The organism is Pseudobutyrivibrio sp. YE44, from assembly GCF_900104335.1.
GTDB lineage: Bacteria > Bacillota > Clostridia > Lachnospirales > Lachnospiraceae > Pseudobutyrivibrio.
This window is the reverse complement of the sequence record NZ_FMXT01000019.1, coordinates 1-20981: the sequence shown is the minus strand read 5'-3', so window position 1 is coordinate 20981 and position 20981 is coordinate 1. Positions and strand designations below refer to the sequence as shown.

Here is a 20981-nt window from a genome sequence, read left to right as displayed (position 1 = left end):
GATGGTGATAACAGAGTTAACATCCTTTTTTATCTTGCAAACTCAGATAGTTTTTCTTTTACAAGTGTGGTATTTAGTGGCATCATAAGTGTCTCGTAAGTTAGTAACAGATTGTCGTTTAAACGATAGCCATTCTCTTCGTATTTCTTGATTTTCTGCAAGGCGGATGAGATATAGTCTGGATCATCCATCATTCCTAAATGCTCAAGGTATACTTCCCTGCGATTCTTTACATCTAGAATAGTGAAATCTGGGAAGTAACTGTGTAAATAATCTAAAGGCAATTCCTTTTCATAAATGTAGGGGATATTCATGCTATCTAAAATCTCAGAGATGATTACTTCAGATTTAGATCTCATCATGATTCCTCTATTATTTTCATATTTACGTTCCTCTGGATGAAATGTATTGGTACGATAATCCTGATTAATCCAATTATTAATATAGTCTTCGTCAGGGGTGACTACGGGTTTGATTAATCTTTGCTTACCAGGGTGGAGTGATAAATGAAGCTCATCAACAGGATTGACATGATAAAAATCATAAAGCTGTTGCAGCAGTTTGTTTTCCTCTTTGGCTGCCTGAATGACCTTCTGGTCATATTCTTTTTGAGCTAGCTTTGCAGCAGTGGTTCGCTTTTTCTTATTAAGGTATACTCCGTTGTAATCCTTTGGTTTTGATACGTGGTAATATTGGAATGCTTTATTCTTGGTAAGTACTCTAAGTTTTCCATCAGGAGATTTGGATAGTCTACGTTCTGAGGAAGCTGTTATTGTCTTTAATAGCGTCTGTCTATTTGATATTGCTGTAATAATGTTTTTCATATATATATCCTTTTCTAAGTTTGATTTAATACATTGCTCACTTAGAGAGTGATAAGTGAATTTAAATGTTGCATATTAACTTCGGGGTGAGTTATTTGGATTACGTTATTTGTGTAGCGGGGAGTGTTGGATTATTAATAATAAAAATAAAAAAAGAAAAAAGATAATAAAACAAAAATAAAAGTCGAAAGATTTGGCTATATTAACATGGAATATTGATATAGTCAATAGAAATATAACTTTATGATGTTTCGAAACGTTAAATCTGGATTTTTATAAGGTGGTTTTTGGATTTGAGAAGGCCTGCTTTTTGATAAGTCATATGGAATAGTAGTGGAGAGCATTGATTATATGCATTTGTTCAAAATGAGGAATGTGATATAGATGCTGATTAACAGAAAATCATATGAAAAGAACTATAATTACTATTTCTATATGCATTCTTGTAGGACCTACAAAGTCAGCCATAGATGTTATGTTCAAAAATGCATATGGAAAACGCAAAAATAATAACTATTATATGATTCTGTCTCGGATTAGTGGTTTGGATATATTCTGATTTATGTCTAATGCATATAGAAGGGCAGAATCTTCACAGAATCATATGACTTCAGTTAAAAATGAGCTATAAAGACTATTCAAAACCAAAGTTAGATGAGTGTAGGATTAACCGTATGAAAGTGGCATCGGAGAAAAAAGTTATAGAAAGTTATAGTGAGTTATAGAGGAAACAAAAAGTTATAGAAAGTTATAGAAGAAATAAAAAGTTATAGAAACTTATAGTAACTTATAGTACAAAACAAACCCACCGCGGAGATAAATTCCGTATTATCCTAGCGAGAAATAGTGTATAATTGTAACTGTGGCTCTTTAGCCACAGTTATTTTAGTGCAATTAACTAGTTGAATTATTAATTTAATTTCATTAAGGTATTATGTGGCTTTAATAAAAGCCCACTAGAACCCTGTTTTGCAAGGCAATATTATTTCAGAAAACAAAACAGAATGTAAATATAAAACCGAACATTTTAGGGGACATGAATCAAATATGGATAAAAAACTACTTACAATAATAGTTCCATGCTACAACGAGGAGGAATCCTTGCCAATCTTCTACCAGACCATAAAGGATTTGGAGGGGAAGGGCGAGCTTTCCAACGTGAATATAGAGTTCTTGTTTGTGGATGACGGCTCTCGCGATAACACACTTCAGGTGTGCCGCCAGCTTCACAAGCAGGATGAGAGAGTGCGATATGTGTCGTTCTCAAGAAACTTTGGCAAGGAGGCAGGTATCTACGCAGGCCTTGAAAAGTCAAAGGGTGACTATGTGGTTATCATGGATGCTGATTTGCAGGATCCACCAGCGATGCTTCCACAGATGCTAGAGGCGTTAGAGTCTGGTGAGTACGATTGCATTGCGACACGCCGTGTTGACCGCAAGGGCGAGCCACCAATCCGTTCTTTCTTTGCTAGAAAGTTCTATAGATTGATGAACAAAATTTCCAGCGCGGACATCGTGGATGGCGCCAGAGATTACCAGATGATGACTCGCAAGGTGGTAGACGCTATCGTTTCCATGAAGGAATACAACCGTTTCTCAAAGGGTATCTTTGGATGGGTTGGTTTTAGACGCAAATGGCTAGAGTTTGAAAATGTTGAGCGCGTGGCTGGCGAGACAAAGTGGTCTTTCTGGAAGCTGTTCATTTATGCTATTGATGGCATCGTGGCCTTCTCCACAGCGCCACTTATTATGGCATCCATCTTCGGATTGATTATGTGCTTGGTGGCATTCCTATTCATTATTGTAATCATCGTTCGAACTCTTGTGTTTGGCGACCCAACCAGTGGTTGGCCATCAATGGTTTGTATAATTTTGTTGGTGTCAGGAATCCAGCTTTTGTGCATGGGAATCTTGGGCCAGTATCTCTCAAAGGCATACTTGGAAACCAAGAACCGACCAATTTATTTAGTTCAAGAGGAAGACGGAGAAGAATAAGGTTTGTTGGGGGACAACCTGGGGGAGAAACAGAGGAAAAAATTATCCTATGACTAAAAAAACAAAGAGTATGGCTAGCACCGCTCTGGTGCTTACCATTTTGACCCTCTGCTTCAAGGCGCTGGGCTTTGTGAAGCAGGCGGTGGTGGCGTACTATTTTGGTGCCACCTTCGAGACAGACATATATTACGTGGCCTTCAATTTCGTAGGCTCACTTTCATCGGCCTTCATCCGAGCAATCACCATTTCCCTGGTGGGCATCTACACTCACTGCCTGGTGCAGAGAGGAAAAGATGCAGCCTCAAAATTGTTGAGCGCATGCTTGGAAGTGCTGGTGCCAGTAGTGCTTGTGGTGCTTTTGATTGCCTACATGATTACACCACAAATCGCGGGAGCACTTGCTCCAAAGTATTCACCAGAAGAATCCATGTTATTGCAATCGTATTTACGAATTTGCTATCCATTCTTCTTGTTTGCAGTTGTCACTTTGGTGTGGACATCCCTTTTGGATGCCAACAAGGATTTCGTTGCAAGCCGTACAGAATCCTTCATCACCAGCACAACCACAATCCTGTGTTGCGTGTGCTTGTACAGCATTCAGGCGGTTACTTCATTGGTGATTGCTCAGTACATTAGCTACATCATTTTCGGAACCTTGCTTTTGGTGAGAGGCCGAAAGTATTTTGATTTTGCATTTGTAAATTTCAAGGATGTGCCAGAGATTCGTACGGTTTTGATGACGGCGCTTCCGCTGTTTATTGGAAACTCAGTGTCGCAGATAAACAAGCTTGTAGACAATTCCTTATCTACAGGTCTTGGTCACGGAAACGTTTCGGCGCTTTCCTATGCTGTGGTGCTAGAGGATTTTGTCAGCATCATCCTTGTTAACAACGTGGTAGATATTTTATATGTAAACTTCTCTGCCTACACCGCAGAGGGCGACTACGAGAAGCTTACCGACACTATGAAAAAGGCAATCAACATCATGATTTGTATCATGATTCCAATCACCATTGTGACTTGCCTTTGCTCAAAAGAGATTGTTTCTATTGCATATTATCGCGGCAGCTTCACCTGGAATGACGTGCTTCTTACCAGCGCTGCCCTCATCGGTTATGCGGTAGGTTTTACAAGTATGGGCGTAAGGGATATAATCTTACGAGGTTTATATTCATTTAAGAATACAAAGGGGCCTATGATTACAGGTTTCTTTGCAGTTGGCTTTAATATTATATTCAGCATTTTGCTTTCACGATTCATAGGAATCATGGGAATTTCCATTGCTAGCTCCATCAGCTTGACAGTGAACTTCCTAATCAACTCGCAGATGCTGAAGAAGCACATACCAAACTACAAGTTTTCGGTTCATGTGCCAGTGCTTTTAAAGCAGCTTCCAGGCGCAGCCTATGCTGTGGCAGTGGTGCTTGTGGTAAAGCACTTCGTCAGCAGCAACTTGCTTACCTTTATGATTGCAGCAGTATTAGCACTGGGCGGTTATGGAGTGATTCTTCTTCTTATGAGAATTGAGGAAGTGGAATTCATGAAGGCGAAGATTCTTGCTAAGATTAAGCGATAATACAATGCTTGTTATCGTAACAAGCGAGAGATATATAAGGAGGAAATTATGATTCCAGTTATGAATGTTCAGAGACAGTATGCGTCTCTTCAAGAAGAGTTAGATACAGCAGCCCTTGAGGTGCTTCACTCAGGTGGCTATATCCTTGGCCCAAAGGTGGCAGATTTTGAGAAGCAGTTTGCAGAGTATTGCGGTGCAAAGTATGCAGTTGGTGTTGGCAATGGTACAGATGCCCTTGTGATTGCGCTTCTTGCAGCAGGCATTGGCGAAGGTGATGAGGTTATCACTACAGCTATGACATTTGTTTCTACTGCAGAGGCCATTGCACAGGTTGGCGCTACACCAGTTTTCGTGGACATCACACCTGATACTTTCACAATGGATCCTAGCAAGCTTGAGGCAGCTTTCACAGCAAAGACAAAGGCTGTTATCCCAGTTCATATTTATGGTCAGGCAGCTGACATGGATGCCATCAACGAAATCGCTCACGCTCACGGAGCAATCACTATCGAGGATTGTGCGCAGGCAGCTGGTGCAAAATACAAGGGAAAGCGTACATGCTCACTTGGAGATATTGCTTGTGTCAGCTTCTTCCCAACAAAGAACCTTGGTGCAGCAGGCGATGCTGGAATCATTGTTACTAGCAATGAAGATCTTTACAAGGGCTGCATGGCTTACCGTGTTCACGGCTCTGGCCTCAACGGCGCTTACACATACGCGCGTCTCAACGGACAGGAATTTGATGAGAGCAAAATTGATTTCCACGGAAATCTTCCAAAATACTACAACTATCTTGTTGGCTTCAACTCACGTCTTGATGCCCTTCAGGCAGCAATGCTTTCAGTGAAGCTTCCACATCTTGATGATTGGAATGCACGTAGACGCGAGATTGCAGCAATCTACAATGAGAAGATTACAAACGACAAGCTTACAAAGCCTGTTGTTGCAGAAGGCAATGAGCACATCTTCTATGTTTATCCAATGAAGGTGCAGGACCGCGCAAAGTTCCGCGCTTACATGGAGGAGAAGGGAATTACAACAGGAGTTTACTTCCCAGTTCCAATGCATGAGCAGGCTTGCTTCGGAAAGCTTGGCTACAAGCATGGAGACTTCCCAGTAGCCGAAGATTTGGCTGAGCATGGAGTTACAATTCCTATGTTCCCAGAGCTCACAGCTGAAGAAATACAGCAAGTTATTGATGCTGTTAATTCTTTTTAAAACCCACGCTAGTTACGCTCACAAGCCTAAGCTGGTTATGGTTTTAAACTTACGCTAGTTACGGCTACAAGCCTTATGATTTCTACATTCGGCTATAGAAAGCCTCATTTAAGAAATATAAGAGCTTGATGCCTACTAGCTTGAGATAGATACTTGCCAGCTTAACCTTGTGAACTACCAGCTAGAATACAAAATATCATTTGACATATGTATAACTGACATTATTTTTGAATCGAGTAAACTATGGATTACACAAATAGAATTGAAAGCTCCATTTCACGTGTGGTACGAAGCTTGTCGCCCCAGCAGTTCTACTGCTTCTACGCCACACTGATAGCGGGATTGGTGGCACACGGATATGTGCTTTTTAACAGAATTTCATATCATGACAATTCAGCTTGTCTTTTTAATTTGGGAGGAACCTATGAATCTGGCCGCTGGATGCTGGGATTCATTTACGACCTTCAGATGAAGACTACAAAGCTGTTTTCTGTGCCGGTATTTAATGGAGGATTGTCCATCATCTTCGTTGCCATAGCAGCCATGTTGCTGGTGAAGATGTTTGACATCGAAAGCAAATTCTTGGCAGCATCCATTGGTGCAATCATGGTGGTTTACCCAGTGGTTACAAGCATATTTTCATTTATGTTTACATCCTGGGAATATCACTTGGCGTTGCTGCTTTCGGTGACGGCCGCAAAGGCACTGACAGAAAACTTGAATCTCAAGGGCTTCGTCTTGGCAACTCTTTTTGCTACCATGAGCCTTGGCTTGTATCAGGCCTTCCTGGCAGTGACAGTTGTCCTCTTTTTGATTAAGCTTTTTATGGGAGTGTTGGACGACAAGTTCCAAAGCCCAATTGACTATATAAAAACAGGAATCATTTATCTTGCAAATCTTGGCCTTAGCTTGGTGCTTTGGGCGTTGATGCGAAAGCTCACCATGGCAATCAAGGGTATCACAGCCGTTGACTACAAGGGCATGGATGAAGGATATTCCTTGGCAAAGTTCCCGACTGTCTTGGTGGGTTCTCTCAAAGCCTTCTTCGGATTTGGACAGGCCGGAATAAATGCAGTATTATATCAAAAGGCATTTACAGCGGTGATTGTGATTGTGACAATTCTTCAAATCGCAATCCTGCTTAAAAATAGCAAGTCCCAGCTTTCAATAAAGCTTGTGAGTCTTTTGGGACTTGTGCTCATTCCAATCGGAATGAACATGGTTTACCTGCTTTCCACCAGCAGTGAGTACAAGGTGGATTCGTTGATGGTTTACGGAGATATCTTCGTTTACCTATTCCCAATCCTTCTTATTGCAAGATTGGAACGTTTGCAGCAGTGTGAATCAACTGGAGGTAATGAAACCATAAAAGAGACTGGTGCTTCAAAATCAGCTAATACTGACAGTAGCTCAACAAAGATGAGCCCACTGGCAGCTGTAACCTGGCTCCAAATCGCCTGCCTTGCCATTATGACCTTCGGCTACATATACATGGACAACGCAGCCTACATGAAGGCGGAAATCGCAGAGGAGCAGGCAAGCGCATATTTCAACCAGCTGGTGACAGCTATCAAAACCTGCGACGGTTTTGAAGAGGATATGGATGTTATCTTCGTTGGCTGGGCTGACCTTGATGACGGCACCTTCGTGGAGGTGGACAACAACAGTCAGTTGGATGCAGTGAAGCTGGAAAAATATCCTCGTTACACAGACATTGTAAGCTATGGCGGCTCAATCCATTTTATAAAGGAACATATCGGATTTGGAAATGAGCATCTCATAGATGATGACGGCACTGTGGCTAAAGAGGCAAAGGTAAAGGCTATGCCAACCTATCCTAATGACGGCTCTATTGCAGTTGTAGACGGAAGGGTTATAGTAAAGCTTGGGGAGCCAAGTGAAGAATAAGCATAATAGCCAAGTACTGAGTCAACTGCAGAATAAAGAGCAGAACAAATTGCAGAAGCAACAGCAGATTCAGAATCAGAACTAAATGCAGAGAAAATAGTCTTTAGATTATTTAAGAAAAGAATTAGTGAGCTAGCTAATAAAAATAAGTAATATAAGAGTGTACTTTGAATGTAGATTGTTAACTAGCTTTTAATAAAGTTATAACCTGAAAACAGGATTAATTTGCAAACTCAAAGAGGTAAAGAAAATGTATTCTAAGAATTTTGATAAGTTTGAAAACAAGGTTTTCCTTGCAACACCAACCATGCATGGTGAGGAATTAAAGTACATCCAGGAGGCATACGACACAAACTGGATGACAACAGCAGGCACCAACATCACAGAGGTTGAAAAGCTCTGCGCTGAGAAGGTTGGCGTGAAGTACGCAGTCGGTCTTTCAGCTGGAACAGCATCTCTTCATCTTTCAATGAAGCTTGCTGGAATCGAAGCTTATGGTATGCCAGCAGTTGGTCATGGATGTCTTGAAGGACACAAGGTTTTCTGTACAGATATGACTTTTGATGCAACAGTTAATCCTGTTGTTTATGAGGGGGGAATCCCTGTTTTCATCGACACTGAAACAGATACTTGGAATATGGATCCAGTGGCTCTTGAAAAGGCCTTCGAGATTTACCCAGAGGTTAAGGTGGTTGTTTGCGCTCACCTTTACGGAACACCTGGAAAAATTGACGAGATCAGCGCTATCGTAAAGAAGCACGGCGCAATCCTTATTGAGGATGCAGCTGAGTCCTTCGGCGCAACTTACAAGGGGGTTCAGACAGGTTCCTTCGGTAGCTTCAACACAATTTCCTTCAACGGAAACAAAATCATCACAGGTTCATCAGGCGGATGCTTCCTTACAAATTCAAAGGAGGCAGCTGAGAAGGTTCGCAAGTGGTCTACACAGGCCCGCGAGGCAGCTGCTTGGTATCAGCACGAGGAGCTTGGTTACAACTATAGAATGAGCAACGTTATTGCCGGCGTTATCCGCGGTCAGCTTCCATATTTGGATGTTCATATCGCTCAGAAGAAGGCGATTTATGAAAGATATAAGGAGGGCTTCAAGGGACTTCCAGTTCAGATGAATCCTATGGATCTTGAGAATTCAGAGCCAAACTACTGGTTGTCATGTCTCATCATCGACAAGGATGCAATGTGTCCACAGGTTCGCGGCGAGCACGAAGCGCTCTTTACACCAGAGCACGGCAAGAGCTGCCCAACAGAAATCCTTCAGGCAATTGCAAGCATCAACGCAGAGGGCCGTCCAATCTGGAAGCCAATGCACATGCAGCCAATCTACCGTCTCAATCCATTCATCACTCGTGAGGGAAATGGACGTGCAGTTACAAACGCATACATCTCAGGCGGCGTTCTTGGTTCAGACGGACTTCCACTTGATATGGGCACTGACATTTTCGAGAGAGGACTTTGCCTCCCAAGTGATAACAAGATGTCTCCAGCTGAGCAGGAGAGAATCATCGAGGTTGTTCGCGCTTGTTTTGAATAATAGGACAAGTGATGTTATAATGTGTTATTAAGTAAGAGGTAAACTTTAACGTATACACAGGAGGGTTTATGAGAAAATTATTTGCAAGACTTTTAGTTTTATCAATGACAGCGGTTGCTTTTGTTTCAACTTCAACAGTGGCAGAAGCAAAGGTATACAACTATGACATTACAGAGGATGCTTTCGATTCAGCTGATTACGCTAATCGCTATGCAGATTTGAAGGCAGCCTTCGGTGAGGATAAGGCAGCGCTTTACAATCACTATAAATATTTCGGAGCAGAGGAGGGCCGTATCGTAAAGATTACAAAGGACATTCTTAATGCTCAGAATCCTACAGACACCATTCCTGCAAAGGTGTTTGCCATCGACGTTCTTAACACAATCATTAAAGATGACATGACAGACGGCGAAAAGGTTAAGGCTGTAGAGGCATGGATGACAGCAAACATCAAGTCAGGAAAGACAGCTGACAACGCTTGCTATCACATCACTGCTCCAATGGCTACACTTCCAACAGCTCCAGAAGGATATGCAGAGACTTTCGAGTTCTTCATGGATGCTTGTGGCGTTGAGGCCATCACAAACAGCGACATGAAATCTAACAAGGTTTGTGTGGATGGACAGTGGCACGATGTAAACATTCCAGCAGGAATTCTTTACTAAACAAAGCTAATTAGCAGGTCGGACTGGGGAGACCTTGGTTCGGCCTGCATTTTTCGGTTTTATGACGCGGGCTGCGCCAACGCCTGAGTCACATTATAATCTAGGAGATTTTCAAACATTTATTATGGAAACTAAAACAAAAATTCAGCATTGGCAGAAGATAGCATATCTTTTGGTTGCTTATGATGTATTTACAATAATATTTTCTTATTTCTTGGCATTATGGTTCAGATTCGATTGCCAGTTTAGCCACATTTCACCAGGCTATCTGGACATGTATCTGAAGATTATTGTTCCTTATTCCGTATTTACGATATTTATTTATTGGGCATTTGGTCTCTACAGAAGTATTTGGCGTTTCGCCAGCTTCTACGAGCTTAAACATATGGTGTTCGCCACAGTAATTACCATCGCCGCAAAGGCCTTCTTCGTAACTGCTGTAGTTTACAGAATGCCAATTTCTTACTATGTTTTCGGTATTGCCTTCCAGTTCTTCTTCGGAGTGGCAATCAGATTTTCCTACAGATTTATTCTGTTGCTTCGTGACAATCGTGAGGCAAACGGCGCAGACTCAAATGTACTTCTTATTGGTGCAGGTTCTGCCGGCCGCATGATTCTTCGTGATGTAAACTTCATCAAGGGTGGCGCAAACGGCCATGCAAAGGTTGTTGCTATCATCGATGACAACCAGAATAAGTGGGGACGTTACATCGACGGCGTAGAGGTTGTTGGTGGTCGCGAAAAGATTCTTTGGGCTGTTGAAAAATACGAGATCAAAGAAATCTACATCGCTATCGCAAGCCTTACTCCTAGCGAGAAGAGAAACCTCATCAACATCTGCAAGGAGACAAACTGTCACATCAAGCAGCTTCCAAATATGTACGCTGAAAAGGCTGGCATCGTCAGCGCTGGAAACCTTCAGAACATCACCATCGAAGATGTTCTCGGACGTGATCCAATCAGCCTCCACCAGGAGGATGTTGCTGCTCAGCTTAAGGGCAAGGTAGTTCTCGTTACAGGTGGTGGCGGTTCCATTGGTTCCGAGCTTTGTCGTCAGATTGCAAAGTACGAGCCAAAGCAGCTCATCATTTTTGATGTTTATGAAAACAATGCTTACGATATTCAGCTTGAGCTTAAGCGCAAATATCCTGAGCTTGACCTAGTTACACTTATCGGTTCTGTTCGTGATGCTCGTCGTATCGAGTCAGTGTTTGAGACATATCGTCCAAACATTTGCTATCATGCAGCTGCCCACAAGCACGTGCCTCTTATGGAGGATAGCCCTTGTGAGGCAATCAAGAACAATGCAGTTGGTACCTACAAGACAGCCTTCGCTGCTATGAAGTTTGGCTGCGACCGTTTCGTTCTTATCAGTACTGACAAGGCAGTTAACCCTACAAACGTTATGGGTGCCACAAAACGTATATGCGAAATGATTATCCAGACCTTTGATGCTATGGTTCGAAGCAATCGTGAGGATCAGCTTCCAGCTCTCATCACACATCAGGTGGATATTGATACCAGCGATATGCAGCCAGTTGCTGCAGGCAGCGGACACACAGAGTACGTGGCAGTTCGTTTTGGTAACGTGCTTGGTTCCAACGGTTCTGTTGTTCCACTTTTCAAGAAGCAGATTGCAAACGGTGGTCCTATCACTTTGACACACCGCGATATCATCAGATATTTCATGACCATTCCAGAGGCAGTCAGCCTTGTACTTAAGGCTGGTGCAAACGCATCTGGCGGTGAGATTTTCGTTCTCGACATGGGTGAGCCAGTGAAGATTCTCGACCTTGCTCGCAACATGATTGAGCTTGCTGGTCTTCGTCCTGAAATCGACATTGAGATTAAGGAAATCGGTCTTCGTCCAGGCGAGAAGCTTTACGAAGAAAAGCTTATGAGCGAGGAAGGCCTTAAGGAGACAGAGAATCATCTTATCCACGTGGCTGAGCCAATCAAGTTTGACGCAGATGAGTTCCTCGGAAATCTTCGTGAGCTTATGAAGCTTGCTTACGACAACGAGGCACCTGAGGTGGTTCAGAAGATTAGAGAGACAGTACCTACATTTAAGGGCTAGAGCATTACCAGGAATTTAGTGAGCCTTTGATTTTTGAGGGCAGCATCCCTGAAAGAAAATCTTATTTACTAAATAATTTTTACTTAACTATTCGAGAGGAAACTTTATGGGAAAAAAGATTTCCATAGTTGTATCAGTATATAACGAGGAGTTGGGGCTCCAGCAGTTTTACGACCACACCACTCCTATATTGCAGCAAGCCCATGAGAACACAGGCTGGGACTACGAGCTGATTTTCGTGAATGATGGCAGCAAGGATACCAGTCTTGAAATCCTAAAGGAGTTTGCAGCACAGGATGAGAAGGTGGCGGTTATAAACTTTGCAGCCAACCGTGGCCATGAGGCTGCCATGATTGCCGGAATCGACTACGCCGCTGGTGACGGCATCGTTTGCATGGACGCGGATCTTCAGCATCCACCAGAGTCCATTCCAGATATCATCAAAAAGTTTGATGAAGGCTACGATGTGATTTCCATGATTCGTACAGCCAGAGATGACGCTGGCATCATCAAGCGAATCACTTCAGCAGCCTTTTACAAGGTGATGAACGCTCTGTCTGGAAAGACGAAGTTCGAAAATAATTCTTCGGATTTCTTTGCTATTTCTCGCAGAGTGGCAAAGGTGTTGAGACAGGATTATCGCGAGCGCGTTAGATTCCTTCGCGGCTATGTTCAAAACGTTGGCTTTAAAAAGACAACCTTAGAGTTTAGAGCACAGGCTAGAGTGGCAGGCGAAAGCAACTACAACATCAAATCCTTGATAAAGCTTTCCCTAAACGCTATCTGTAATTTCTCAGATGCGCCACTTAAAATGGGAATCTATGCAGGCGTATTTTCGATTTTAGCAGCAATTATTTTGCTGATTTATTCAATTGTTCAGTACTTCCTTAACAAGCAACCAGCTGGTTATTCCACCATCATTGTTGTGCTTTGCGTAATGTTTGGAGTGCTGTTCATCATCCTCGGATTTATTTCCGAGTATCTGGCAATTATTTTTGCCGAGGTGAAGAGCCGTCCGATTTACATTGTGGACAGCGTCATCACCAAAGACGGGGAAGAACAGAAATAACTAATAGAGGGGTTTCTTATGCTTAGTTCAAAAAACAGAGTTGTGAATGAGCGATTTTTCGACGCATATGTTCTTTTTGATGACATGTTAGCGCAGAAGTTTGGCGTGGAAGAGGACGGCGTTAAAAAATATATGGAAAAGATGAAGGACTGCTACACTGAGGCCAGAGAGCACATCCCTGAGTGGGATGACACCTTTAAAAGGATGCAGCACATCAGAACCAGATTCACCCATCTGAAGGATGGGAAGGTTGCCTTCGAGCACTTTCAGGGCAAGGATGAGGATGTGGTTTGGATGCAGGTGTTCAAGGAGAAGCTGGACGCGGAGGCAGATGTTCTTTCTAAGTACAGCAAGATAGATTTTTCTAAGAAGAAAAATGAAAAGGGATTCTTAGGGAAGTTGAAGAAGTTGTTCTCCTAGATCGATTTCTTAATTAAGAAATAACTTGCTAAGAAAGTTGATTTATATTTTGCTTAATAAGGAAGTGTACATTTAGTGCACTTCCTTTTTGATTGTGCTATAATCAAAAAGACTATGACTAGAAGTGGGTTCAAAACCAGTTCTGGTAGTCAGCTAATAAAAATCTAGGAGAAAATATTTTGAAAATTCTAGTTACCGGCGCAGCCGGATTTGTTGGTAAAAATCTTGTGGAAACACTCAAATGTGCTTCTGATGGTCGCGACAAGTTCCATAGTCTTTCAGAGGAATTGACCATCTATGAGTACGACAAGGATTCCACTCCAGAGGAGCTTGACCGCTATTGCAGCGATTGCGATTTTGTTTTCAATCTTGCTGGGGTCAATCGTCCAAAAGAAACTTCAGAATTTATGGAGGGCAATTTTGGTTTCGCCAGTGTCCTTCTTGATACATTAAAAAAACATGGCAACACTTGCCCAGTGATGCTTTCATCTTCGGTGCAGGCCACACTTCTTGGCCGCTATGCAGGCAGTGATTATGGCAAAAGCAAGCTTGCTGGCGAGGAGCTTTTCTTCAAGTATGGAGAGGAGACCGGGGCAAAGGTCATCGTATATCGTTTCCCAAATCTTTTTGGAAAATGGTGCAGACCAAACTACAACTCAGCTGTTGCCACCTTCTGCCACAACAAGGCAAACGGATTGGATATCACAGTTAATGACCCAAGCACAGAGCTTGAACTTGTGTATATTGATGATTTGGTAGATGAAATGATTTCAGCTGTCTTAGGCGACGAGCACCGTTGCGATTATGATGAGGACGGTCAGGTGGTTCCTGATACAGCAGGTCGCTACGCATACGTGCCAGTTTCTCATCGAGTTACCCTTGGTGAAATCGTTGAGCTTCTGGATACCTTCGTAGCTCAGCCAACCACCCTTATGATGCCTGATATTCCTTCTGGCAGCTTTGCTAAAAAGCTTTACAGCACATACCTTAGCTACCTTCCACAGGACAAGGCAATCTTTGATTTGAAAATGAACTGCGACGACCGTGGCTCCTTCACAGAGCTTTTGAAGACCGGCAGCCACGGCCAGTTCTCAGTTAATATAAGCAAGCCTGGCATTACAAAAGGCCAGCACTGGCACCACACAAAGTGGGAATTCTTCATTGTTGTTTCTGGCCACGGCCTGATTCAGCAGCGTCGCGTTGGCGTGGATGAAAATGGCAACCCATTCCCAGTCATCGAATACGAAGTGACTGGCGAGAAGATTCAGGCCATCCACATGCTTCCAGGCTACGCCCACAACATCATCAACTTATCAGACTCCCAGGATCTGGTAACTCTCATGTGGGCCAACGAACTTCTGGACCCAGCGAAGCCAGATACGTTCCGCGAAGAAGTATAGTTAAGTATTTTATAATGAGCATCCTAAAGAAAAAGTTGGCAAGCGCGAGCAGGGTGCTAAAGGTCCGGTGGACCTTTGCTCAGCACCGACCGGAGTGGAACGGAGAGGCTCCATGCCAAGGAAGGAGGAACCCTTTGGGAGGTTCCCTTGCTTGAGTATGGAAGGTGGCCTGCGGGAGCATGATGAACTGGAAGTAGGATGCGGATTAGAGGTTACAGAATGTTTAAAAACAATGGAAAACTTAAGCTCCTGATTATCGTAGGCACTCGCCCAGAGATAATCCGACTTGCTGCAGTAATCAAAAAGTGCCGCAAGTACTTCGACTGTGTGCTTGCTCACACAGGTCAAAACTATGACTACAATTTAAATGGTGTGTTCTTCAAGGATTTGCAGCTGGATGACCCAGAGGTTTACATGGACGCCGTTGGTGACAACCTTGGCCAGACCGTGGGCAACATTATCGCTCGTTCTTATGAGCTTATGGTGGAAATTCAGCCAGATGCCCTTTTGATTCTTGGTGACACAAACTCATGCCTTTCAGCTATTGCTGCAAAGAGATTGCACATTCCAATCTTCCATATGGAAGCTGGAAACCGATGCAAGGATGAGTGTCTTCCAGAGGAGACAAATCGTCGTATAGTCGATATTATTTCTGATGTGAACATGGCATATTCAGAGCATGCCCGCCGCTACTTGGCAGACTGCGGTCTTCCAAAGGAGCGCACATATGTGACAGGCTCGCCAATGGCAGAGGTTCTTCATGAGAATCTTGAAGCCATCGAGGCATCAGATGTTTTAAATAAGCTTGGCCTCGAGCCAAAGAAGTACATCCTTCTTTCAGCTCACCGCGAGGAGAACATCGACACAGAAAAGAATTTCACATCCCTTTTCACAGCCATCAACAAGTTGGCAGAAAAGTACGATATGCCAATTCTTTACAGCTGTCACCCACGTTCACGCAAGCGTCTTGAGGCTACAGGCTTCAAGCTTGACCCACGTGTTCGCATGCACGAGCCACTTGGATTCCACGATTACAATCACTTGCAGATGAACGCCTTTGCAGTGGTTTCAGACTCAGGAACTCTTCCAGAGGAATCAAGTTTCTTCACAAGCATTGGCAAGCCATTCCCAGCAGTGTGCATCCGCACCTCTACCGAGCGCCCAGAAGCGTTAGATAAAGCGTGCTTCTTCATCGCTGGTATCGACGAGGCGTCATTGCTTCAGGCTGTTACAACTGCCATCGACATGAACGAAGCTGGCGACTACGGCATCCCAGTCCCTGATTACGTAGAAGAAAACGTATCTACGAAGGTCGTAAAAATAATTCAGTCGTACACAGGTATCGTAAATAAGATGGTATGGAGAAAAAGTGACTTTTAAAACCGAACAATGTGATGGTTTTGAAAGCCAGGAGGCCTATGGCCGACGATAAAGATATGTAAATATTTTAAATGAGCTGATTAGAACAAACACTAAGCAAGCGCGAGCAGGAAGGCTCCATGCAAGCTAGGAAGGAACCCGAAGGGGAGGTTGCCTAGCGAAGTATGGAAGGTGGCCTGCGGGAGCATGTAATAGTAAAGAACTAATCAGCGGATTGGAGATAATAAAATGAATTGCGAATTATTTAAAGATAAGACTTTGATGATTACTGGAGGTACAGGCTCATTCGGTTCAACTGTTTTGAAGCACTTCCTGGATTCAGATTTAAAGGAAATCAGAATCTTCTCAAGAGACGAGAAGAAGCAGGATGACATGCGTCATCAGCTTCAGGCTGAGCACCCAGATCTAGCAGGCAAGGTTAAGTTCTACATCGGTGATGTTAGAAACATGCGCTCTGTTCAGGATGCTATGCCAGGTGTAGATTTCATCTTCCACGCAGCAGCTCTTAAGCAGGTTCCATCTTGCGAGTTCTTCCCAATGGAAGCTGTTCGTACAAATGTAGAGGGAACAGACAATGTGCTTCACGCAGCAGTTGAGGCTGGCGTTCAGCGTGTGGTTTGTCTTTCAACAGACAAGGCTGCATACCCAATCAATGCCATGGGTATTTCAAAGGCTATGATGGAAAAGGTTATCGGCGCAAACGCTCGTGTTGCAGCTGGCAAGACAACAATCTGTACCACACGTTACGGCAACGTTATGTGCTCTCGTGGTTCAGTTATTCCTCTTTTCATCGACCAGATTAAGGCAGGAAACCCAATCACAATCACTGACCCAGAGATGACACGTTTCCTTATGAACCTTGATGAGGCAGTTGCTCTCGTAATGTTTGCTTTCGAGCACGGCGAGCCAGGTGATCTTTTTGTTCAGAAGTCAGATGCTTCAACAATCGGCGACCTTGCAAAGGCTGTTCAGCAGCTCTTTGGCGACACAGGTACAAAGATTATCGGAACACGTCACGGCGAGAAGCTCTTCGAGACACTTATGACTAACGAAGAGTGTGTTCGCTCAGTAGATATGGGCAACTACTACCGCGTCCTTCCTGATGGCCGCGACCTGAACTATGACAAGTTCTTCGTAAACGGAGAAGTTCATACAATGGCAAGCGATGCTTACACATCACACAACACACAGCGCCTCGACGTACAGGGCACCATCGACAAGATCATGACAACCGATTACGTAAAGGAAATGCTTGAAAACTGGAACAAATAAGAACTAACGGCAACATAGGATATCATGCTCCCGCAGGGCACCCTCCATACTCAAGCTAGGCAACTTTCCGCTTCGCGGCTCCCTCCTAGCTTGGCATGGAGCCTTCCTGCTCGCGCTTGCATAGATAATGAGCCGTTAGTAGTTAATTAAGGAGTTACGAATGAAAAAGAATATTAAGTGGTATATATTTCTTCACATAATTATTGCTATTTTCTCGGCAAGTGGTATTTGTTCTAAGCTTGCCAGCGGATATGATCCTTTGACAAAGAACTGGATTTTCTTCTATGGTATCGTAATCTGTATTTTGGGATTTTACGCAATCGCTTGGCAGCAGGTTCTTAAGCATTTGCCGCTGATTGCCACATACGCTAATAAGGCTGTAACAACAATCTGGGGAATGATTTGGGGAGCAACATTATTCGCAGAGAAGATTACAGTTCAAAGAGTTATTGGTGCATTAATTGTTATTGTCGGTGTTTACTTAGTCGTTGCTGGCGACGAGGAAAACGTCGAAAAGGTTCAGGATAAGGAGGGCAACGAGAATGCTTAAATATGTACTTGTTATGCTCTTCGGAACATTTATTGCATCATGCTCACAAATCGTTTTGAAGAAATCAGCTGAAAAAGAATATCCTAACAAGCTTGCTGAATATCTTAATCCAATGGTAATAGGCGCATATGGAGTTTTCTTTATCGCTTCATTGTGCCCTGTATTTGCTTACAAGATGGTTCCATTATCGTTGGGCCCAATCCTTGAGGCTACAGGCTACATTTGGGTTGCCATCCTTGGAAAGATTTTCCTTGGTGAGCACATCAGCAAGAAGAAGGGCTTAGGTCTTCTTATCATTATCGCTGGTATTGTAATCGCCGCATTAGGCGTTAAATAGGATTTGAAAATCTCAGTGGAAAAGGCTGGGATTTTTACTCTATCTAGGAGGAAAAATAAATGAAGTTTTCAGAAGTTAAAGAATATGGTCAGGCTTATGTCATTGCCGAAATCGGTGCAAACCACAACGGCGACATTGAGCTTGCAAAGAAGATGATAGACATTGCCAAGGAGTGCGGCGCTGACTGTGTCAAGTTCCAGTCTTGGACAAAGGATTCTATCTTCTCTCGTAAGGTTTACAACGACAACTATTTCCTTAGGGATGATTATAGAAATCGTACAGATTACACACTTGAGTCAATCGTGGATGCTTATGCCATCGACAAGGCTCAGCACAAGGAGCTTAAGGATTATTGCGACAAAGTGGGCATCGAGTTTGCATCAACACCTTTCTCAAAGGCTGAGGTTGATATGCTTGTTGACGAGCTCAACGTGCCATTCATCAAGGTTGCTTCAATGGATTTGAACAACGTGCCATTCCTTAAGTACATCGCAACAAAGGGCAAGCCTGTTGTTATGAGTACAGGCCTTTGCAGTCTTGCAGATGTTAGCGTGGCTGTTGACACTTTGAAGGAGAATGGATGCGACGACATTTATCTTCTTCACTGCGTTTCAATTTATCCACCAGCTGATGAGCAGGTTAACCTTAACAACATCGACATGCTTCGTACAGCCTTCCAGCTTCCAACTGGTTATTCAGATCACACACTTGGCGCTTTGGCTCCAATTATGTCTGTTACAAAGGGCGTGTGCATCATCGAGAAGCACTTCACTCTTGATAAGAACATGGTAGGTTGGGACCACAAGGTTTCTGCTGACCCAGAGGATTTGAAGCAGATTTGCGAGGCTGCTCAGCGCGGCTACAAGATGCTCGGTTCTTACGAAAAGGTTGTCAACGAGGACAAGGAGCGTCGCGACGCCTTCCAGCGAAGCATCGTTGCAGCTCGTCCAATTAAGAAGGGCGAGATTATCACAGAGGCTGACATTGATTACAAGCGTCCAGGTACTGGCATTTCTCCAAAGTACTATGAGTTTGTAATTGGCAAGGAAGCCAAGAGAGATTTGGAATTCGACGAGATTATTCAAATGGGAGATTTTTAAATGTTAGCGATTATTCCTGCCCGCGGAGGTTCAAAGGGCCTTCCAGGAAAAAACATTAAGCCATTATTAGGAAAGCCCCTTATCGCATATGCGGTAGAGGCTGCCCTTGCATCAAAATATATCGACCGTGTCATTGTCACCACTGACGATGAGGAAATTGCCCGCGTGGCAAGAGAGGCCGGAGCTGAGGTACCATTCATGCGTCCTGCAGAGCTTGCCAGTGACACAGCCACCGCCGTGGATGTTTACATTCACGCCACCGAGTTTATGATGAAGGAGACAGGAGAGCCAATCGAGAAATTCATGGTGCTTCTTCCAACTGCTCCTCTTAGAACCGTGGCTCACATCGACGGAGCTGTTGAGGCTTTCAAGGCACAGGGTAGTGACACGCTTATCTCTGTTACTGAGGCTGAGACTCCTCCAAGCTGGTACATGAACATGGATGACAGAGGCTGCATCGCCAACGCAGGCTTTGGAATGAAGGGAGCCATCGTCAACAACCGTCAGGTAAACGATGCCTACTATATTCCAAACGGTGCCATCTACATCCTTGATTACAAGCTTTTAAAAGAGAAGAGAACGTACTACTCTGACAACACATACGGCTATGTAATGGGCCGCCTTGAGTCCATCGATATCGATAACATTGACGACTTTGAGTATGCAGAGTTTTTGATGAAGAAGGCTCAGGGGAATTAGAGTAATTCTTTGTATGAAAATCTGAAAAATCTGAGTTTCATGAGGGAATCTATATGCTGAAGAGACTCTGGATTTATAAGAAACTATAGATTCTGAAAGTAACCAGCGGAAAGAAACTGAGATTTTTGGAACTTTGAGAATGCAAAGTTCTTTGTTAAACATTAACAAAAGGAATAGAGGGGATTCAACATGAAAAGTATCGCTATTATGGGTGCCAGCGGCCATTGCAAGGTTGTGGCAGATATTGCCCTGTTAAATGGATATGATGACATTGTTTTTATAGATAAGAATCCTGAGATTGACATGCTGGGAGAATATCCTGTGGCAGACGAAGATACAGATCTGGATTATTATCTGCAGCATCACTATGATTTTGTCGTTGGAATCGGTGATGGCAAAATCCGCCGCAAGGTTCAGGAACATCTGGAGGAGATGGGAGCTGATATTGTAACTCTCATTCATCCTGCAGCAACTGTTGCCTATGATGTGACTATTGGTGAAGGCACCGTCATAATGGCTGGGGCCGTAATCAATCCTGGCACCGCCATCGGCAAAGGCTGCATCATCAACACCAGCGCTTCAGTGGACCACGACAATGTAATCGGAGATTACGTCCATGTTTCAGTGGGCAGCCACACCGCTGGCACCGTAAAGGTGGGCGACAACTGCTGGCTTGGCATAGGTTCAATTGTCAGCAACAACATCGACCTTTGCGAAGATGTTTTCCTTTGCGCCGGCACCGTGGTTGTTAAAAATATTGAAAAACCTGGCAAGTATGCAGGTGTACCTGCAAGATTTGTGCCATTTTAAAATTATGAAATCTTTCATAGCTTCTTGATTTTACTCAGAAAATCAAGAAGCTATATTTTTTTACTACTTGATATGAGAATTCTTTTACAGGTAGTAAACTCAAGTAACAATTTACTGCCTAGAATGATATTT

18 protein-coding genes are annotated in these 20981 nt (G+C 43.5%); 17 read left to right on the top strand and 1 reads right to left on the bottom strand.

Features of this window, described 5'->3' with window-relative positions:
* Positions 1–29: 29 nt before the first annotated feature.
* Positions 30–824: a PDDEXK family nuclease gene (locus tag BLR54_RS14460; RefSeq protein ID WP_090422301.1), complete on the bottom strand. Its 795-nt coding sequence runs from the start codon at positions 822–824 to the stop codon at positions 30–32.
* A 1047-nt stretch (positions 825–1871) separates the two neighbouring features.
* On the opposite strand from BLR54_RS14460, the gene BLR54_RS14455 reads away from it, so the two are divergent.
* From BLR54_RS14455 to BLR54_RS14375, 17 genes are all read left to right on the top strand, one after another.
* On the top strand, positions 1872–2819 hold the full coding sequence (locus tag BLR54_RS14455; protein WP_090422299.1) for a glycosyltransferase family 2 protein: 948 nt from the start codon (positions 1872–1874) through the stop codon (positions 2817–2819).
* A 49-nt stretch (positions 2820–2868) separates the two neighbouring features.
* Positions 2869–4395 (top strand): murein biosynthesis integral membrane protein MurJ, encoded by a 1527-nt coding sequence (murJ, locus tag BLR54_RS14450; RefSeq protein WP_090422297.1) that lies wholly within the window; start codon positions 2869–2871, stop codon positions 4393–4395.
* Between the two features lie 48 nt (positions 4396–4443).
* On the top strand, positions 4444–5613 hold the full coding sequence (locus tag BLR54_RS14445) for a DegT/DnrJ/EryC1/StrS family aminotransferase (RefSeq protein ID WP_330388223.1): 1170 nt from the start codon (positions 4444–4446) through the stop codon (positions 5611–5613).
* 243 nt (positions 5614–5856) lie between these two features.
* Positions 5857–7521 carry a glucosyltransferase domain-containing protein gene (locus tag BLR54_RS14440; protein ID WP_090422293.1) on the top strand — a complete coding sequence of 555 codons (1665 nt, stop codon included), beginning with the start codon at positions 5857–5859 and terminating at the stop codon, positions 7519–7521.
* A 250-nt stretch (positions 7522–7771) separates the two neighbouring features.
* Positions 7772–9070, top strand: coding sequence for a DegT/DnrJ/EryC1/StrS family aminotransferase (locus BLR54_RS14435; RefSeq protein WP_090422291.1), 1299 nt, complete (start codon positions 7772–7774; stop codon positions 9068–9070).
* 68 nt (positions 9071–9138) lie between these two features.
* Positions 9139–9735 carry a hypothetical protein gene (locus BLR54_RS14430; RefSeq protein ID WP_090422289.1) on the top strand — a complete coding sequence of 199 codons (597 nt, stop codon included), beginning with the start codon at positions 9139–9141 and terminating at the stop codon, positions 9733–9735.
* 124 nt (positions 9736–9859) lie between these two features.
* Complete coding sequence (locus BLR54_RS14425) at positions 9860–11812, top strand: nucleoside-diphosphate sugar epimerase/dehydratase (RefSeq protein WP_090422287.1); 1953 nt, start codon at positions 9860–9862, stop codon at positions 11810–11812.
* A 106-nt stretch (positions 11813–11918) separates the two neighbouring features.
* A complete protein-coding gene (locus BLR54_RS14420; protein WP_090422285.1) occupies positions 11919–12881 on the top strand; it encodes a glycosyltransferase family 2 protein in 963 nt (320 codons plus the stop codon).
* Positions 12882–12899: 18 nt separating this feature from the next.
* On the top strand, positions 12900–13301 hold the full coding sequence (locus tag BLR54_RS14415; RefSeq protein ID WP_090422282.1) for a DUF6548 family protein: 402 nt from the start codon (positions 12900–12902) through the stop codon (positions 13299–13301).
* A gap of 179 nt (positions 13302–13480) precedes the next feature.
* Complete coding sequence (locus BLR54_RS14410) at positions 13481–14701, top strand: polysaccharide biosynthesis C-terminal domain-containing protein (protein ID WP_090422280.1); 1221 nt, start codon at positions 13481–13483, stop codon at positions 14699–14701.
* A 219-nt stretch (positions 14702–14920) separates the two neighbouring features.
* On the top strand, positions 14921–16081 hold the full coding sequence (gene wecB / locus BLR54_RS14405; protein ID WP_304441957.1) for a non-hydrolyzing UDP-N-acetylglucosamine 2-epimerase: 1161 nt from the start codon (positions 14921–14923) through the stop codon (positions 16079–16081).
* Between the two features lie 228 nt (positions 16082–16309).
* Positions 16310–17353 (top strand): polysaccharide biosynthesis protein, encoded by a 1044-nt coding sequence (locus BLR54_RS14400; RefSeq protein WP_090422276.1) that lies wholly within the window; start codon positions 16310–16312, stop codon positions 17351–17353.
* Positions 17354–17513: 160 nt separating this feature from the next.
* A complete protein-coding gene (locus BLR54_RS14395) occupies positions 17514–17903 on the top strand; it encodes a DMT family transporter (RefSeq protein WP_090422274.1) in 390 nt (129 codons plus the stop codon).
* The gene (locus BLR54_RS14390) at positions 17896–18240 is read left to right on the top strand and encodes an EamA family transporter (protein WP_090422272.1); all 345 of its coding nucleotides are present in this window, start codon (positions 17896–17898) and stop codon (positions 18238–18240) included. Before BLR54_RS14395 ends, BLR54_RS14390 begins: the two co-directional genes overlap by 8 nt.
* A 59-nt stretch (positions 18241–18299) precedes the next feature.
* Complete coding sequence (locus tag BLR54_RS14385) at positions 18300–19340, top strand: N-acetylneuraminate synthase family protein (protein ID WP_090422270.1); 1041 nt, start codon at positions 18300–18302, stop codon at positions 19338–19340.
* A complete protein-coding gene (locus BLR54_RS14380) occupies positions 19341–20039 on the top strand; it encodes an acylneuraminate cytidylyltransferase family protein (protein WP_090422268.1) in 699 nt (232 codons plus the stop codon).
* A 189-nt stretch (positions 20040–20228) separates the two neighbouring features.
* On the top strand, positions 20229–20849 hold the full coding sequence (locus BLR54_RS14375) for an acetyltransferase (RefSeq protein ID WP_090422266.1): 621 nt from the start codon (positions 20229–20231) through the stop codon (positions 20847–20849).
* Positions 20850–20981 lie beyond the last annotated feature (132 nt).

Bases quoted from the DNA above. Each gene is read 5' to 3' on its own strand.
- BLR54_RS14375 (WP_090422266.1), top strand. From the start codon at position 20,229: ATGAAAAGTATCGCTATTATGGGTGCCAGCGGCCATTGCAAGGTTGTG.
- BLR54_RS14455 (WP_090422299.1), top strand. From the start codon at position 1,872: ATGGATAAAAAACTACTTACAATAATAGTTCCATGCTACAACGAGGAG.
- BLR54_RS14395 (WP_090422274.1), top strand. From the start codon at position 17,514: ATGAAAAAGAATATTAAGTGGTATATATTTCTTCACATAATTATTGCT.
- BLR54_RS14440 (WP_090422293.1), top strand. From the start codon at position 5,857: ATGGATTACACAAATAGAATTGAAAGCTCCATTTCACGTGTGGTACGA.
- BLR54_RS14400 (WP_090422276.1), top strand. From the start codon at position 16,310: ATGAATTGCGAATTATTTAAAGATAAGACTTTGATGATTACTGGAGGT.
- murJ (WP_090422297.1), top strand. From the start codon at position 2,869: ATGACTAAAAAAACAAAGAGTATGGCTAGCACCGCTCTGGTGCTTACC.
- BLR54_RS14460 (WP_090422301.1), bottom strand. From the start codon at position 824: ATGAAAAACATTATTACAGCAATATCAAATAGACAGACGCTATTAAAG.
- BLR54_RS14385 (WP_090422270.1), top strand. From the start codon at position 18,300: ATGAAGTTTTCAGAAGTTAAAGAATATGGTCAGGCTTATGTCATTGCC.
- BLR54_RS14415 (WP_090422282.1), top strand. From the start codon at position 12,900: ATGCTTAGTTCAAAAAACAGAGTTGTGAATGAGCGATTTTTCGACGCA.
- BLR54_RS14435 (WP_090422291.1), top strand. From the start codon at position 7,772: ATGTATTCTAAGAATTTTGATAAGTTTGAAAACAAGGTTTTCCTTGCA.
- BLR54_RS14425 (WP_090422287.1), top strand. From the start codon at position 9,860: ATGGAAACTAAAACAAAAATTCAGCATTGGCAGAAGATAGCATATCTT.
- BLR54_RS14380 (WP_090422268.1), top strand. From the start codon at position 19,341: ATGTTAGCGATTATTCCTGCCCGCGGAGGTTCAAAGGGCCTTCCAGGA.
- wecB (WP_304441957.1), top strand. From the start codon at position 14,921: ATGTTTAAAAACAATGGAAAACTTAAGCTCCTGATTATCGTAGGCACT.
- BLR54_RS14390 (WP_090422272.1), top strand. From the start codon at position 17,896: ATGCTTAAATATGTACTTGTTATGCTCTTCGGAACATTTATTGCATCA.
- BLR54_RS14430 (WP_090422289.1), top strand. From the start codon at position 9,139: ATGAGAAAATTATTTGCAAGACTTTTAGTTTTATCAATGACAGCGGTT.
- BLR54_RS14420 (WP_090422285.1), top strand. From the start codon at position 11,919: ATGGGAAAAAAGATTTCCATAGTTGTATCAGTATATAACGAGGAGTTG.
- BLR54_RS14445 (WP_330388223.1), top strand. From the start codon at position 4,444: ATGATTCCAGTTATGAATGTTCAGAGACAGTATGCGTCTCTTCAAGAA.